This window comes from Ferrimonas kyonanensis DSM 18153 (assembly GCF_000425405.1).
GTDB classification, from domain to species: Bacteria; Pseudomonadota; Gammaproteobacteria; order Enterobacterales; family Shewanellaceae; genus Ferrimonas; species Ferrimonas kyonanensis.
Genome location: NZ_AUDJ01000002.1, coordinates 232711 through 247007, shown reverse-complemented (window position 1 = coordinate 247007; position 14297 = coordinate 232711). Strand labels below are relative to the sequence as shown.

At 59.0% G+C, this 14297-nt stretch carries 11 protein-coding genes; 8 read left to right on the top strand and 3 right to left on the bottom strand.

Annotated features, from left to right (window positions below):
* The first annotated feature begins 416 nt into the window (after nucleotides 1-416).
* The 4 genes from H598_RS0103685 to H598_RS0103670 all read left to right on the top strand — a co-directional run bounded on the left by H598_RS0103685 (nucleotide 417) and on the right by H598_RS0103670 (nucleotide 5881).
* Complete coding sequence (locus H598_RS0103685) at nucleotides 417-2012, top strand: FAD-binding oxidoreductase (protein WP_028111794.1); 1596 nt, start codon at nucleotides 417-419, stop codon at nucleotides 2010-2012.
* A complete protein-coding gene (locus H598_RS26835) occupies nucleotides 2009-3499 on the top strand; it encodes an FAD-dependent oxidoreductase (RefSeq protein ID WP_035415204.1) in 1491 nt (496 codons plus the stop codon). The genes H598_RS0103685 and H598_RS26835 overlap by 4 nt, the downstream gene beginning before the upstream one ends.
* Nucleotides 3496-5046 carry an FGGY-family carbohydrate kinase gene (locus tag H598_RS0103675; protein WP_156896921.1) on the top strand — a complete coding sequence of 517 codons (1551 nt, stop codon included), beginning with the start codon at nucleotides 3496-3498 and terminating at the stop codon, nucleotides 5044-5046. Before H598_RS26835 ends, H598_RS0103675 begins: the two co-directional genes overlap by 4 nt.
* Nucleotides 5047-5323: 277 nt before the next feature.
* Entirely contained in the window at nucleotides 5324-5881 is a 558-nt protein-coding gene (locus H598_RS0103670) for a porin family protein (RefSeq protein WP_245595548.1), read from the top strand.
* Here H598_RS0103670 and nhaA (H598_RS23250) read toward each other — a convergent pair.
* Nucleotides 5878-7137: a Na+/H+ antiporter NhaA gene (gene nhaA, locus H598_RS23250; RefSeq protein WP_084144309.1), complete on the bottom strand. Its 1260-nt coding sequence runs from the start codon at nucleotides 7135-7137 to the stop codon at nucleotides 5878-5880. The genes H598_RS0103670 and nhaA (H598_RS23250) overlap by 4 nt on opposite strands.
* Before the next feature lie 241 nt (nucleotides 7138-7378).
* Between nhaA (H598_RS23250) and H598_RS0103660 the strand changes: the two genes are divergently transcribed.
* The 4 genes from H598_RS0103660 (at nucleotide 7379) to H598_RS0103645 (ending at nucleotide 12587) form a co-directional block, all read left to right on the top strand.
* The gene (locus H598_RS0103660) at nucleotides 7379-7861 is read left to right on the top strand and encodes an SRPBCC family protein (protein ID WP_028111791.1); all 483 of its coding nucleotides are present in this window, start codon (nucleotides 7379-7381) and stop codon (nucleotides 7859-7861) included.
* An 83-nt stretch (nucleotides 7862-7944) separates the two neighbouring features.
* Nucleotides 7945-8502: a histidine phosphatase family protein gene (locus tag H598_RS0103655; RefSeq protein WP_028111790.1), complete on the top strand. Its 558-nt coding sequence runs from the start codon at nucleotides 7945-7947 to the stop codon at nucleotides 8500-8502.
* 195 nt (nucleotides 8503-8697) lie between these two features.
* Nucleotides 8698-9543 carry a ModD protein gene (gene modD / locus H598_RS0103650; RefSeq protein WP_028111789.1) on the top strand — a complete coding sequence of 282 codons (846 nt, stop codon included), beginning with the start codon at nucleotides 8698-8700 and terminating at the stop codon, nucleotides 9541-9543.
* 227 nt (nucleotides 9544-9770) lie between these two features.
* A complete protein-coding gene (locus tag H598_RS0103645) occupies nucleotides 9771-12587 on the top strand; it encodes an FAD-binding and (Fe-S)-binding domain-containing protein (RefSeq protein WP_028111788.1) in 2817 nt (938 codons plus the stop codon).
* A 56-nt stretch (nucleotides 12588-12643) separates the two neighbouring features.
* On the opposite strand, the gene H598_RS23245 is transcribed toward H598_RS0103645, so the two are convergent.
* Both H598_RS23245 and nhaA (H598_RS0103635) read right to left on the bottom strand, forming a co-directional pair.
* Nucleotides 12644-13027, bottom strand: coding sequence for a hypothetical protein (locus tag H598_RS23245; RefSeq protein WP_051252355.1), 384 nt, complete (start codon nucleotides 13025-13027; stop codon nucleotides 12644-12646).
* A gap of 12 nt (nucleotides 13028-13039) precedes the next feature.
* Nucleotides 13040-14200, bottom strand: coding sequence for a Na+/H+ antiporter NhaA (gene nhaA / locus H598_RS0103635; RefSeq protein ID WP_028111787.1), 1161 nt, complete (start codon nucleotides 14198-14200; stop codon nucleotides 13040-13042).
* Nucleotides 14201-14297 lie beyond the last annotated feature (97 nt).

The window sequence follows — 14297 nt, the reverse complement described above, 5'->3', positions numbered from 1 at the left end:
ACTGGAAATTAGACAAGGGGCCCGGCTCAGGTACGACGCATTTTTCACCGCCTGCTGCCGGGGGCGCACAACCCAAGCCGAGCATGACGGCGGGGAATAAATCCGCAATTTTGATGATTCCAGGCACGGGTCAGCTTGCTAGAGTGTCTGCTGTTGCCTGTTTCTTCCCTGTTTCGGCGTAATTCCCTGCCGGCGCAGCCACTCCGTTCGGAAGCGCGGGCAACGACCGCATTTAGGCCGGTGGCTGGTCCACCGGCTGTTTTTTGTCGCCCGTATCTGCCTGTCGACCCGTTCCAGGGCCGCCACCTTGACACCCCGAAGCGCACTTCTATTTTTCAAACACTTGTATAAATATCAAAAATCCGTTATCTCATAGAGTTATAAACAAAAAATTAACAACACGGACGAGAATTAACATGGAAAAGGTTTGGAATGGTTGGGGCGACGCCCAAAAACAGAAGCCCCTGCCCGCCATCGCGCACCAGGTACTGACCCAGCTGCTCGGCAGCGCCACCCCGCTGCCACAAGCCACGCTGGCGCAAACCGCCGCCCGCCTGCCCCCCTCGCGGTTACCGGAGCACGAGCTGTACCAGATCGATGCCGAAACCCGGGTTCGCTATGCCAGGGGCCAGAGTTTACCGGATTGGCTGGCCTTCAAAGCCGGCGATGTCGGCGTTGCCCCTGATGCGGTCGCCTTTCCACAAAACCGCGATCATCTGGAACAACTGCTGGCCTTCGCCGGCAAACACAACGCCACGCTGATCCCCTACGGCGGCGGTACCAGCGTCGTTGGCCACATCAACCCCTGTGCCGGTGAGCAGGCCGTCATTACCGTCTCCATGGAGCGGATGAACCGGTTGCTGTCTCTGGATACCACCAGTCAGCTGGCCTGGTTCGAGGCGGGAGTTCGAGGTCCGGATCTCGAGGCCCAACTCAATGCCCGCGGCTATACCCTGGGCCACTTCCCTCAGTCGTTTGAATGGTCCACCCTCGGCGGCTGGATTGCCAGTCGCAGTTCCGGCCAGCAATCTCTGCGCTATGGACGCATCGAGCAGTTGTTTTCCAGTGGTGTGGTTCATACCCCGCAAGGGCCCCTGTCCCTCCCCAGCTTCCCCGCCAGCTCTGCCGGCCCGGACTGGCGAGAGATGATTCTGGGCTCCGAGGGGCGGTTGGGCATCCTGTCCGAAGCGGAGGTGCGAGTCCAGCCACTGCCAGAACAAGAACAATTTTACGTCAGCTTCTTCCCCAGTTGGCAGGCGGGGCTGGCGGCCATTCGCGAAATTGCCCAGAACAACGTCAGCGCCAGCATGATGCGCCTGAGTCACCCCACGGAAACCAACACCCAATTGCAGCTGGCCCTGCCTCAGCCCAAACTGGGACGACTGCAGCGGCTGTTCCGGCTGCTGGGGCTGGGGGATGAACCAGCGATGATGACCTGGGGCGTCAGTGGCAGCCGTCGACAGGTTCGCCAGTCGCGTCGCGCCATCAAAGCCATTGCCCGGCGCCATCAGGGTAAGCTGGCTCTCAAGGGGCTGGGAGAGCATTGGCGCCAGAATCGCTACTCCGCCCCCTACCTGCGTCAGAGCTTGTGGCAGCACGGATATCTGGTGGACACCTTTGAAACCGCGGCCAACTGGGACAAGGTGCAAGCCCTGCAGGAACAGATGGAAGCGGCCTTGAAACAGGCCGCCGGCGACACGCCATTGCTGTGCTATACCCACCTCAGTCACGTCTATAAACAAGGCTGCAGCCTCTACACCACCTATGTGTTCCCGGCGCAGGCCGACTTCGAGGCCAGCCTGGCCACCTGGCAGAAACTCAAAGCCGCCGCCAGCACCGCGGTGGTCAAAGGCGGCGGTACCATCAGTCATCAACACGGCGTCGGCAAGGATCACAGCCCCTACCTGCATCATGAAAAAGATCCCCTGACCCAGGCCGGCATTCAGGCGGTGTTCGATCGCTACGACCCCAAAGGCATCATGAATCCCGGTACCCTGATGGAGCGCCTATGAGCAATCTGGCCCAGCGAATTCAATCCAGTCAACGCGCCCTGGCCGCCGGCAAAACCGGCTACGACGTGGTGATTGTCGGCGGTGGCATCAATGGGGCAGCCGTCGCCTGGCTGGCTTGCCTGAACGGGTTCTCCACCCTGCTGCTGGAAGCTGGCGACTTCTCCAGTGGCACCTCCAGCCGCTCCTCCAAGATGATTCATGGCGGCCTGCGTTACCTGGCCAAAGGGGACTGGCGCCTGACTCGGCAAGCGGCCCAGGCACGGGATCAATTAATGGCCCACCATCCGACGTTGGTGCAACCCTTGCCATTCTGGTTCCTGCATCAACCCCAGGGCAAACCCAAACCCTGGCAGATGCAAATCGCCTTAAAAGCCTATCGCCAGTTTGCCAAAGGCTGTCAGCCAGGCAGACTGACCGCCGAGCAGTTGATCCACGCCACTCCCCACTACCAGCTCGACAATAGCCTCGGTGCCAGCCGTTACTTCGATGCCATCAGTGATGACTGTGCCTTGATCACCTGGCTGCTTGAAGCGGCAGTGGAGAAAGGGCTGGATCTATGTCACTACACCCCCGTGGAGACCCTGACTCACAACCACGACGGCGTCAGCGGCGTGCGCATCAGCCTCGATGGCCAGCCACACCCGATCACCGCCGGGGTGGTGGTCAACTGTGCCGGCGCCTGGTGCTCTGAGCTCACCGCTCTGCCGGACGACCAGGTGATTCGACCGCTAAGGGGCAGCCATCTGGTGCTGCCGGCCTGGCGCTACCCGGCTCCAGCGGCGCTGACGTTGGAACACCCGGATGACCGCCGCCCGGTCTACCTCTACCCCTGGCTGGGGTGCTCGGTACTGGGCACCACGGATCTTGACCACACCGCGGCACTTCGACGCGACATCGCCATGACCGAAGAGGAGTTCGACTACCTGTGGCGGGCGATGCTGACTCTGGACCCCAAGGCCAGGCAGCAGGACATCATCAGCAGCTGGTCTGGAGTACGGCCGGTGATCGTCCCCAAGGACAATCACAACGCCCCCTCGGACGCCAGTCGCGAACACCTGGTCTGGAGCGAAGCCGGCCTGGTCAACCTGACCGGCGGCAAACTGACCACCTTCCTCGATACCGCCCAGGAGATACTCAGCCACACCGCCACTCAGCTGCAACGGCCCCTGCGCCGCGCCGAGTTGCCGCCGGTATCCGCGCCGGTTCAGCGTGACTGGCCCATCGGCAACTCCACCTATACCTGGTCACAACTGGCCCATGCCGCCGAGCAGCAGGGAATACGCCACCTGGATGACCTGCTCCTGAGGCGTACCCGGCTGGGGTTGACTCTGGGCCAGGAGCTGCTGCGCTATCAAGAGCCGATTCTGGAGCTGTGTCAGCACCACCTGGGCTGGAGTGAGCAACACTGCCACTCCCAATGGCAGCGCTTCTGGTCGATCTGGCACTCGTTCTACAGTCCGCAGCCATTCCGGAGCCCGGCATCATGAGCGACAGCATACTCGCCATCGACAACGGCACCCAGAGTCTGCGGGCCCTGTTGTTTGATCGCCAGGGCCAGGTGTTGCACAAAGCCCAGATTCACTTTTCACCGGCCTACCATACCCCGCAGGCCGGCGCCGCAGAAATGGACGCCGAACACTATTGGCAGGCGCTGCTGGACGCCATTGACCTTCTCAAGCAGCAGGGGGCCAGGCTCAGCGGGATCAAAGCCATGACGGTAACCGCTCAGCGCACCTCACTGGTGTTCCTGAACAAGCAGGGCCGGCCGCTGCGACCGGCGGTGTTGTGGACGGATCAGCGCCAGTGCCTGGATCTGCCTCCCCTACCCTGGCACCAGCGGCCCTTGACCTGGCTGCCGATCATCGGCAAAGCCATACAAGGGTTTCGGCAACGGGCCTTCAGTAACATGCTGGCACGTTATGAACCGGAGTTGTGGCAACAATGCCACAAGGTGGTGCAGATCGGCGGCTATCTCAGTTACCGACTGACCGGCCACTATCGGGACAGCATTGCCGGTCAGGTGGGTTACCTGCCATTTGATTACAAACGGCAGCGCTGGGCCTCTCCTCTGAGCTGGCGCTGGCGGGCACTGAGCCTGACCTCGGAACAGATGCCCGAGCTGGTGGCGCCTGGACAGTCACTGGGGAAGATCAGCAACGACGTCGCCCTGCAAACCGGCCTGCCCAATGATCTGCCGGTGATCGCCGCAGGAGGCGATAAAGCCTGCGAGATCCTTGGCAGTGGAGGCCACCAGGAGGGCGTCGCGTGCCTGAGCTTTGGCACCACCGCCACGGTCAATGTCGCCAGCCACCACTACCGCGAAGTGACCTCGCTGATGCCGGCCTATCCGGCGGCGGTGGCGGACCAGTATCTGCTGGAAGTGATGCTGTTCCGGGGATTCTGGATGGTCAGCTGGTTCAAAGAGCAGTTTGGCCAGTTGGAGCAGTTGTTAGCCGAGCAGCAAAATACCGTTGCCGAAGCCCTGCTGGACGATCTTATCACGGCCGTCGAGCCCGGCAGTGATGGTCTGATACTGCAACCCTATTGGGGCGCCGGCGTACGCCAACCCGGCCCGGAAGCCCGTGGCGCCATCATCGGCTTTGGCGACCAGCACACCCGCGCCCACCTGTATCGGGCAATGATCGAGGGGCTGGGCTATGGCTTGAAAGAGGGGCTGGAGCGAATTCAACGGCGCTCTGGTCAATCCACCTGTTTGCTGAGGGTCTCCGGCGGCGGTGCTCAAAGCGATGCCATTTTGCAACTGACCGCCGATCTGTTCGGACTGCCGGTGGAGCGGGTTCACACCACCGAAACCTCTGGGTTGGGAGCGGCACTGTGTGCGGCCCGCTACCTCAACTGGTACCCGAACCTGAATCAGGCCCAGCAAGGCATGGTTCGCGTCGGTCAGCGCTTCGAGCCAGACCGCCTGCACCATCAGCGCTACCAATCCCTGTATCAGCAGGTCTATCTGAAGTTGTACCCGCGTCTGCACCCGCTGTATCAAGCCCTGTCTCGGGTCAACCGGCACCACTGAAGGGGTGGGGCTCCCGCCCCATTACCTTCCTTTCTGTAACAGTGGACCACCGCCTCGACGGCCGATTTTCGCGATATCTGCAAGCCAGTTTCTCATTGTTTGAAACAGTCCGAACACCAACATAAGCCATTGAAAATAAAACATATAAATTCAATAAAGCACCAGTTGAAACTGAATTAAGTTTAGGTTCAGCTGCCAAGGCCGGCAGTTCAGAATCGGTTAAGCTGGAAGGCGTATTGTTACTGCCAACAACCTATTCCAATGTTGGAGAATGACGATGAAAACACTCACCCTGTCCCTGGTTACCGCCGCTCTGCTGTCCACCCCGGCCATGGCTGCCGACATCGACTGGTTCGTCGGCGCCGGCGCCGGCTGGCAGCAAGACAGCATTTCCGGTGACACCAGCAAAGACAGCGATGACGTCACCTGGCAGTTCCGTGGCGGCATGATTGTTAACGATCACCATCGCATCAGTGGCAGTTACAGCTACAAAGAAGACAAGTTCAATGTCGGCGATGAGCGTTTCAAGCAGGAACAGAACCTGTTTCTGGCCTCTTACGATTACCTGATTCCGGTCGGCGCCTCAGACAAGATGAATCTGTTTGCCGGGGTCTCCGCCGGTCTGGCGGACAACAAACTGGCGGGCAATGCCCACACCAACTTCGTCTGGGGAGGGCAAGTCGGCGCCGAGTACCGCTTCACCCAGCACTGGAGCAGCGAAATCGGCTATCGCTACCTGGATCAGGATTACGAAGAGATGGGCAGCAGCGTCAACGGCACCTTTGCCCTGGACGATACCCAGCAGCTGTACGTCTCATTCGACTATCGCTTCTAAGGCCCAGGCTCACCACTTTTTCTTCCACTCCCTTTATTGGCGCAGTCAGCGGACTGCGCCCTTTTTGTTGCTTGCCTGGTTTTGGCGGATGGCCGATAGGCCCAGCGCAGCAGCAGGTAGCCCCCCACGGCCGAGATGGCCGATCCCAGCAGGATGCCAATGCGGGAGATCTCGCTGTAGTTTAAAGCCCCCACCTCAAACGCCAGCGACGCAAAAAACATCGCCATGGTAAAGCCGATGCCACACAGCATCGCCACCCCGGTCAGAGGCAGCCAGCCCACCCCCTTGGGAAGGGTCGCCAGACCCAACCTTACTGCCACCGCGCAGAAGCTCAACACCCCCACAGGTTTACCCAGGCATAACCCCAATGCGATCCCCAGCGTCAACGGACTGAACACCTGGGACAACGACAGGTGGGTAAAGTCCACGCCGCCATTGGCAAAGGCGAAGATCGGCAAAATCAGATAGGTGCTCCAGTTATGCAGTTCCCGCTCCAGGAACTGGCTCGGCGACACGCCGTGACTGTCAGTGCCCAGGGGAATGGTAAAGGCCAATACCACCCCGGCCAGCGTGGCATGAACGCCAGAGTTGAGTACCGCCACCCACAGCACCATGCCCAGCAGCATATAGGGCACTAACTTCATGACGCCACAACGGTTTAGGGCCAGCAGCGACAGAAAAGCAAACAGCGCCAGCGCCAGGTTGACGGCGGACAAGGGCTCACTGTAGAACAGGGCAATGATCACTATCGCCAGCAAGTCGTCAATGATCGCCAGAGCCAACAAGAACACTCGCAGTTGCAGCGGCACCCGACTGCCCAGCAGGGTCAACACCCCCAGAGCAAAGGCGATGTCGGTTACCGACGGAATCGCCCACCCGGTCGCCGCCAGGGGGTTGTGGGCATTGAAGGCCAGAAACACCAGCGCCGGTACCACCATGCCGCCGATGGCCGCGATCACCGGCAGCACCGCCCGGCGTCCCTTAGACAAGGTTCCTTGCAGCAGCGCCCGTTTTACCTCCAACCCCACCAGGCTGAAAAAGAACGCCATCAACAGATCATTAATCCACAGCAGCATCGGTTTGTGCAGTTTGAACTCCCCCACCTGCACCGATACGGGCGTTCCCAGAAAGGCATGATACCAATGACTCAGGGGCGAATTAGCCAACAGCATTGCCAAGGCCACCATCACCAGCAACAGAACGCCACCAACGGCGGAGGGATTTTGAAAATCGCTGGCCGAACCTTTGCTGCCCATCCCTTCTCCCGGTTACCCTCCCGCCGCTCACTCCCCGTCTCGTGAGCGGCAACTATTGAAATTCTAGTAAGAAATTCAATGGTTGTGGGCAAAATCGGCATTCGACACCGATAACAGGCTGCGCCTGAACGTCGCGGTATCAGTGGCCGAAGACCCGGCTTCAAACTAGGATTAATCTATGCTTGGGCGTTGGAGTATGGCATGAGCACCAGATGCCAATGCTTGATGGGGAGCCCCTTAGATGATGAAGTATCAGCATACTGTGACACTGAATGCGGACATCCAAACCGTGTGTCGACTGTTTAGCGATCATCAGAGCCTAACTCACTGGCAGCCGGAGTTGCACGAGGTCACGCCACTCATCGGTATCCCCGGCGAGCAGGGCGCCACCTGCTTTATGGAGTATCAACTGGGCCTGTGTCAGTTTCTAGTATTAAAAACCATCGTCGACAATCATCCACCAAAGAAATTCGTTGCCACCTACCAGATCTATAACATCTGGAACCAGAAAGAGAGTCACTTCGTTCACCTCGATGAGCACACCACCCGATGGGTGCTGATCAGTGAGTTCCGCTTCAACGGCATCATGAAGATAGTGGGATTTTTCTTTCCACTGTTGTTTCGCTACACCACCACCCGTTACATGAAACAATTTCAGCAGTACATCGACCAGAAAAACGGCGCCAGTGCCTCGGCATCCATGTCGAGCCAAAATTCAAAATGACCCCCCCACGGCATCGGAGGGTTTCGACAACCGCTTTGAGCTGTTGATATACTGGCGCCCCCTTACGTCAACGCCAACTCATCGTGACCCAATTTTTTCTTATTCGCCATGGCGAAACCCAGTGGAACCGACAAGGTCGGCTTCAGGGTAGTCAGGACAGCCCCCTCACCGAGACCGGCCTGGCCCAGGCGCACTCTCTGGCCCAGGACCTACGTCAACAGCGATTCGATGCCCTGTACGCCAGTCCGCTGCTTCGAGCACGGCGCACCGCCGAGATCATCAATCAGTATCAGCGACTGCCGCTGCTCACCCATCCAGGCCTGAGCGAACGCAACTTTGGCGACCTTGAGGGCCGCCGCCGGGATGAGCGGCCGGAACTGTGGCAGGCAATGACGCTGCGGTTTCAGCAAAACAGCGTCGATGTTCCCGGGTTTGAACCGGCAGACAGCCTTTCCAGGCGCGCGATGACAACCCTTGCATCACTGCATCAGTGCCACCCTGACGCCAGTGTGGCTGTGGTCACCCATGGTGAATGGCTAAGAGTGGTGGGCAACGCCCTGGCCGGCCACGCTCCTTGGTCGGACGCCACTGAACTGCAGGGCAATGCCAGTGTCGTGATGCTGAACTGGCCAGTTCAGTAACTCCTCCAGTGCACTAAAGTGAGATCCACGCCGTTGCGACGTGACCGCCAGCCACCTAAAATTTCACAACTAACACTTTGACAAAAGTGGACTTATTCCATGCCAGCTCGACAAATGCCGACGCTGGCATCCGCTCTCAAGTCCACCGCCGTTTCCCTAGGGGGGACGACGTCCCATTCCGCCCGGAGTCCGATAATGATCTACTTTTCCGATCAGGAGCTAGACGCCCTGTTGCTCGAAGACGCCCCCAGAGGCGACCTCACCAGCCGCACCCTGAACCTGAGCCGACAGCCGGCCACAATGAGTTTCACTCGAAAATGCCCGGGCCGAGTGGCCGGAATCGATGTGGCCGTGGCGATGCTCACCAAGCTGGGGTTGCGACCCAAAGCCCTTGCCGATGACGGCGACGACGTCGACGCCATGGCAACACTGATCGAGGTCCAGGGCCCGGCCGACCGACTGCACCTTGGCTGGAAGTCGGTGCAGGTGGTGCTGGAGTGGAGTTGCGGCGTTGCGCAATACACCGCCGATATGGTGGCGGCAGTGCAGCGGTGTAACCCACAGGCGGTGGTGGCCTGCACCCGCAAGAGCATTCCTGGCACGCGCAAGCTGGCCACGGCGGCGGTACTGGCCGGGGGCGGCCACATTCATCGCGCCGGCCTGAGTGAGTCGGTGCTGGTGTTTACCAATCACCGCAACCTGCTGGCAGAGGGCGTTAACGCCAGCGACATGGTGGCACAACTGAAGCGCCAGGCGCCGGAAAACAAGATTGCCGTGGAAGCGGACGACCTGGAGGATCTCACCACACTGCTGCCAGCCAACCCGGACATCATTCAGCTGGACAAGTTCAGCCTTGATGAGGTGCGCCAGGCGCAGCGGTTGCGACGCCAATCCTGCAGCACCAGTACCCTGTCGGTCGCCGGCGGAGTCAACCGGGACAACGCTGGCGACTACGCCGAAACCGGCATCAGCCTGTTCATCACTTCGGCGCCCTACTACGCCGCACCACAGGACATTAAGGTCAACATTCGGCCCATCTAACCAGAATCCATCCATGCCGATTGCCGCCGGCCGCCACCCAGCACACTCCGAATAAAAAAACAGCGACTTGAGTCACTTTTTCAAAGCGAATTAAGCCTTTGTTATCCATTAGGACTGCACAATGTATTGGCTTTGAAAATAAGCGACTAAGCTTAAAAACCAAGTCTTACACGCTGGGAATAACAACCGACACGGCCCGTTCAGGGTCGGTCATCGGAGGCTAAGCAATGAGCATCGACTATCAAACCATCAAGCATGAACTTCAGCGACAACTGGGGGAGAAAGCGGTCACCGACGATCCGGTACGCCGATTTGCCTGGTCTACCGACGGCAGTTATTTTCGCATCGTGCCGCAGTTGGTGGTCACCGCCAACCGCATTCAGGATGTTGAGCACACCCTGGCGGTAGCCCGTCGTCATCAGGCGCCGATCACCTTCCGCGCCGCCGGAACCAGCCTGTCCGGTCAGGCTGTGGGTGAAGGCATTCTGTTGCGCCTGGGCTACGATGGCTTTCGTGACATTCACATCAGCGACGACCGCAATACCGTCACCCTGGGCGCGGCGGTCATTGGCGCCGATGCCAACGCTCAGCTCAAGCCCTTTGACAAGAAAATCGGCCCGGATCCCGCCACCCTGACCTCGTGCATGGTCGGTGGCATCGTTGCCAACAACGCCTCCGGCATGTGCTGCGGCACCACCGAGAACAGCTACAAAACCATCGCCAGTGCTAAGTTGATGTTCGCCGACGGCACCTATTTGGATACCGGCGACGAGGCCTCAAAGGCCGCCTTTTTAAAGCAATGCCCCCAGTTGATCCAAACCCTGACCGAGATGGCGGCGCAGACCAAGGCCAACGAGGTACTGGCCAACCGCATTCGCCACAAGTTTTCCATCAAAAACACCACCGGTTATAGCCTCAATGCCTTGATCGACTTCAGCGACCCCTTCGACATCATCAACCACCTGATCGTCGGCTCCGAAGGCACCTTTGCCTTCGTCGAAGAGGTGACTTACCACACCGTAGTGGAAGCCCGGTTCAAAGCCTCCGCCCTGGCGGTGTTCTACAACATGGTGGATGCCGCTTCGGCCATCCCTCCGCTGAAGACCGACGCGGTGGCCGCCGCCGAATTACTGGACTGGGCGTCCATCAAAGCCGTCACCGGCAAACCGGGCATGCCGGAATGGCTGTCGGACCTGCCCGAAGGCGCCGCCATTTTGCTGATTGAGAGCCGCGCCAATGATCAGGACAGCCTCAACGCCTATACCCAGCAGGCCATCGATGCCATTAAGCACATCGATACCGAGCGTCCCATTGAGTTCAGTACCGATCCCAACGTCTACGGTAAGTACTGGGCCATGCGTTCCGGTTTGTTCCCCATCATCGGCGGCGAGCGCCCCAGAGGCAGCTCGGTGATCATCGAAGACGTGGCATTCCAGGTGGAAGACCTGGCAGCTGCGGCCGCGGATCTCAGTGACCTGTTCGACAAGCACAACTACCCGGAAGGGGTGATCTACGGCCACGCTCTGGATGGCAACTTCCACTTCATCATCACTCCACACTTCAAGCGACAGGAAGACATCGATCAGTTCGACCGCTTCATGCAGGACGTCGCCAAACTGGTGATCGATAAATACGACGGCTCCATGAAGGCCGAACACGGCACCGGACGAGCGGTGGCGCCCTTTGTCGAAATGGAGTGGGGCGTGGCCGCCTACGACCTGATGAAAAAGCTCAAGGCTGCCTTCGATCCAAGCGGACTGTTGAACCCGGGCGTCATCCTCAATGACGATGCCGAGATCCACGTCAAGGCCATCAAACAAGCCGCCGTGGTAGACGACTGGGTTGACCGCTGCATCGAATGTGGTTTCTGCGAAAAGACCTGCCCCACCTCGGAGCTGAACATGTCGCCTCGGCACCGCATCACTACCCTGAGAGAGATTCACCGCCTGGAGCAGTGCGGCGATCATCAGGGCGCCGAGACCCTGCGCGCCCAGGCCCAGTATGACGTTATCGATACCTGTACCGCTTGCCAACTGTGTACCATCGCCTGTCCGGTGGACAACAACATGGGCATGTTGGTGAGAGCACTGCGTGGCCCGCAAATCGATAATACCGCCCAGAAGGTGCTGGATTTCCAGGCCAAGCATTTCGGCGCCGTTAACCAGGTACTGTCCACCGGCTTCGAGGTGCTGCACGGCATCCACAAGCTGACCGGCAGCACCGTCACTGGCAAAATCATGGACCTGGGCCGTAAGGTCAGTTCGGAAGTGCCCTACTGGGACCCCAGCTTTCCCCGCGGCAGCAACCTACCCAAACCGACCCCGGCAGACGGCAGTGATAAGCCCACCGTGGTCTATTTTGCCGCCTGTGGCGGGCGCACCTTTGGCGCCACGCCGGAAGATCCGGACAGTACCACCCTGCCGGATGTCATGACCATTCTGCTGGAGCGAGCCGGTTATCAGGTGATCATTCCCAACAACACCCGCTCTCTGTGTTGCGGCCAGATGTGGGAATCGAAAGGGGACTATAAAAACGCCGATGCCAAGCGCACCGAGATGCTGTCCGCCCTCAAGGAGATGACCGACAACGGCCGCCACCCGGTGATCATCGATGCCCTCTCCTGCACCAAGCGAACCCTGGCAGACAGCGACATCGACTTCACCCTGCTGGATGCCGTCGATTTTATCCATGACCACATCATGGACAAGCTGCCTCCGGTGAAAAAGAAGCCCAGCGTTGCCCTGCACGTGGGCTGTACCGCCACTCATATGGGCGCCGGCACCAAAATGGAGACCATCGTCAGCCGCTACAGCGACGAAATCGTCCGTCCCGATGGCATCTATTGCTGCGGCTTTGCCGGTGAAAAAGGCCTGTACAAGCCAGAGATCAACAAAAGTGCCCTGCGCCACCTCAAGGCCAAACTGCCGTCACAAATCAGTGAGGGTTACTACGCCAACCGCATGTGCGAAATGGGCCTGACCCGCCAAAGTGGCATCTCTTACCGCCACTTGGCATACCTAGTTGAGGAGTGCACCCGCAGCTGATCCCAGACCAACAAAAACGCCGCTCGAAGAGCGGCGTTTTTTTGCCCGCGATGGTGCTATTTGTCGCGGCAGGACATCAGTTCCGCCAGTGCCTGGGACAACTCCTGCTGAGAGGTGATCAATCCCTGACTGGCCAGGTCGTCCAGCGCCAATACCATCTGATCCCGCTGCGGAGACTGGCGCTCACAGATGGCGTCGTTGGCCTGTTTAAAGCGCTTACCACTGCGATACTTCAGGGCTCGATCACTGATGCTGCTGGTAGACAACGCTTCGGTCTTTTGCAGACTTTGCAGTGCCAACGCCCCATCAACCGCGCCTTGCAGGTAGTTCAGGCACACTTCACCGCGCGGATCCTCCTGGCACTGAACCAGGTTAATGTCGTTGGCCAGGGCCGGTGAACTGAGCAAAACCGCTGCCAATACCGCTGTTACTTTTCTCATAATTACTATTCCTTATTTAACCGTCGACTTCAGCACCAGGTAGCCACCAATGGCAGACAGTGCCGATCCCAACAGGATCCCCAGGCGAGACAGGTCACCGTAATTCATTACTCCCGCCTCAAACGCCAGCGATGCCACAAACATCGCCATGGTGAAACCGATGCCACACAACAGCGACACCCCGAACAACTGGGTCCAACCAATCCCCTCTGGCATCTTGGCCAGCTTAAGCTTAACCGCGATAAAACTGAAACCCATGATCCCCAGCGGCTTACCCAGTACCAGGCCCAGGGCAATGCCCAGCGGCAGCGGCGCCACCAGATCGCTCATCGACAAACCGTCAAAACTGACGCCGGCATTGGCAAAAGCGAAGATTGGCAGAATCATGAAGGTGCTCCAGGGGTGCAGCTTATGCTCCAGGAACTCGCTGGGGCAGTCGCCATCCTCATCCTTGCCCAGAGGAATGGTGAATGCCAGCACCACACCGGCCAGGGTGGCATGCACGCCGGACTTCAAAACCGCTATCCACAAGATGGTGCCGACCAACATGTAAGGCACCAGGCTACGCACACCGCTGCGGTTAAGAATCACCAAGCCCACCACCGCCAGCGCGGCAATCACCAGGTTGATGGTGGACAGCGAACCGCTGTAGAACAGGGCGATAATAATGATGGCCAGCAAGTCATCGATGATCGCTAACGCCAACAAAAAGACCTTCAGCGCCACCGGAACCCGACTGCCGAGCAGGGCCAGTACCCCCAGGGCAAAGGCGATATCGGTGGCAGCGGGAATGGCCCAGCCGTTGGCGGCAGTGGCATCGCTGGCGTTAAACGCCAGGAACACCAGAGCAGGAACCACCATGCCACCGATGGCCGCAACCGACGGCAGGGCGGCCTGGCTGATGCTGGACAGGGTGCCTTGCAGCAACTCCCGCTTCACTTCCAGACCGATCAACAGGAAGAAAAACGCCATCAACAGATCGTTGATCCACAGCAACATGGGTTTATCCAGGTCGAGGGCACCGACCCGAATCTGAACCGGGGTATTTAAAAAGGCGTCGTACACCACATCCAGTGGTGAATTGGCCATGATCATGGCCAGCGCCACCATCAGCATCAGAATGATGCCTCCGGAGGATTGCTGGTTGAGAAAATTCTTAATGGCGGTCTTCATGTAATGGCTCCAATAAATCGTAAATACAGTTTAGATACCGCTAATGATTCAGAAAAATCGTTTCTTTAACTTTTAGACGTCGGAATTTCCGATGCAT

Excerpts from the sequence above, each read along its gene's own strand:
- nhaA (WP_084144309.1), bottom strand. The coding sequence starts at position 7,137 with ATGGGCAGCAAAGGTTCGGCCAGCGATTTTCAAAATCCCTCCGCCGTT.
- H598_RS0103675 (WP_156896921.1), top strand. The coding sequence starts at position 3,496 with ATGAGCGACAGCATACTCGCCATCGACAACGGCACCCAGAGTCTGCGG.
- H598_RS0103670 (WP_245595548.1), top strand. The coding sequence starts at position 5,324 with ATGAAAACACTCACCCTGTCCCTGGTTACCGCCGCTCTGCTGTCCACC.
- H598_RS0103685 (WP_028111794.1), top strand. The coding sequence starts at position 417 with ATGGAAAAGGTTTGGAATGGTTGGGGCGACGCCCAAAAACAGAAGCCC.
- modD (WP_028111789.1), top strand. The coding sequence starts at position 8,698 with ATGATCTACTTTTCCGATCAGGAGCTAGACGCCCTGTTGCTCGAAGAC.
- H598_RS26835 (WP_035415204.1), top strand. The coding sequence starts at position 2,009 with ATGAGCAATCTGGCCCAGCGAATTCAATCCAGTCAACGCGCCCTGGCC.
- nhaA (WP_028111787.1), bottom strand. The coding sequence starts at position 14,200 with ATGAAGACCGCCATTAAGAATTTTCTCAACCAGCAATCCTCCGGAGGC.
- H598_RS0103660 (WP_028111791.1), top strand. The coding sequence starts at position 7,379 with ATGATGAAGTATCAGCATACTGTGACACTGAATGCGGACATCCAAACC.
- H598_RS0103645 (WP_028111788.1), top strand. The coding sequence starts at position 9,771 with ATGAGCATCGACTATCAAACCATCAAGCATGAACTTCAGCGACAACTG.
- H598_RS23245 (WP_051252355.1), bottom strand. The coding sequence starts at position 13,027 with ATGAGAAAAGTAACAGCGGTATTGGCAGCGGTTTTGCTCAGTTCACCG.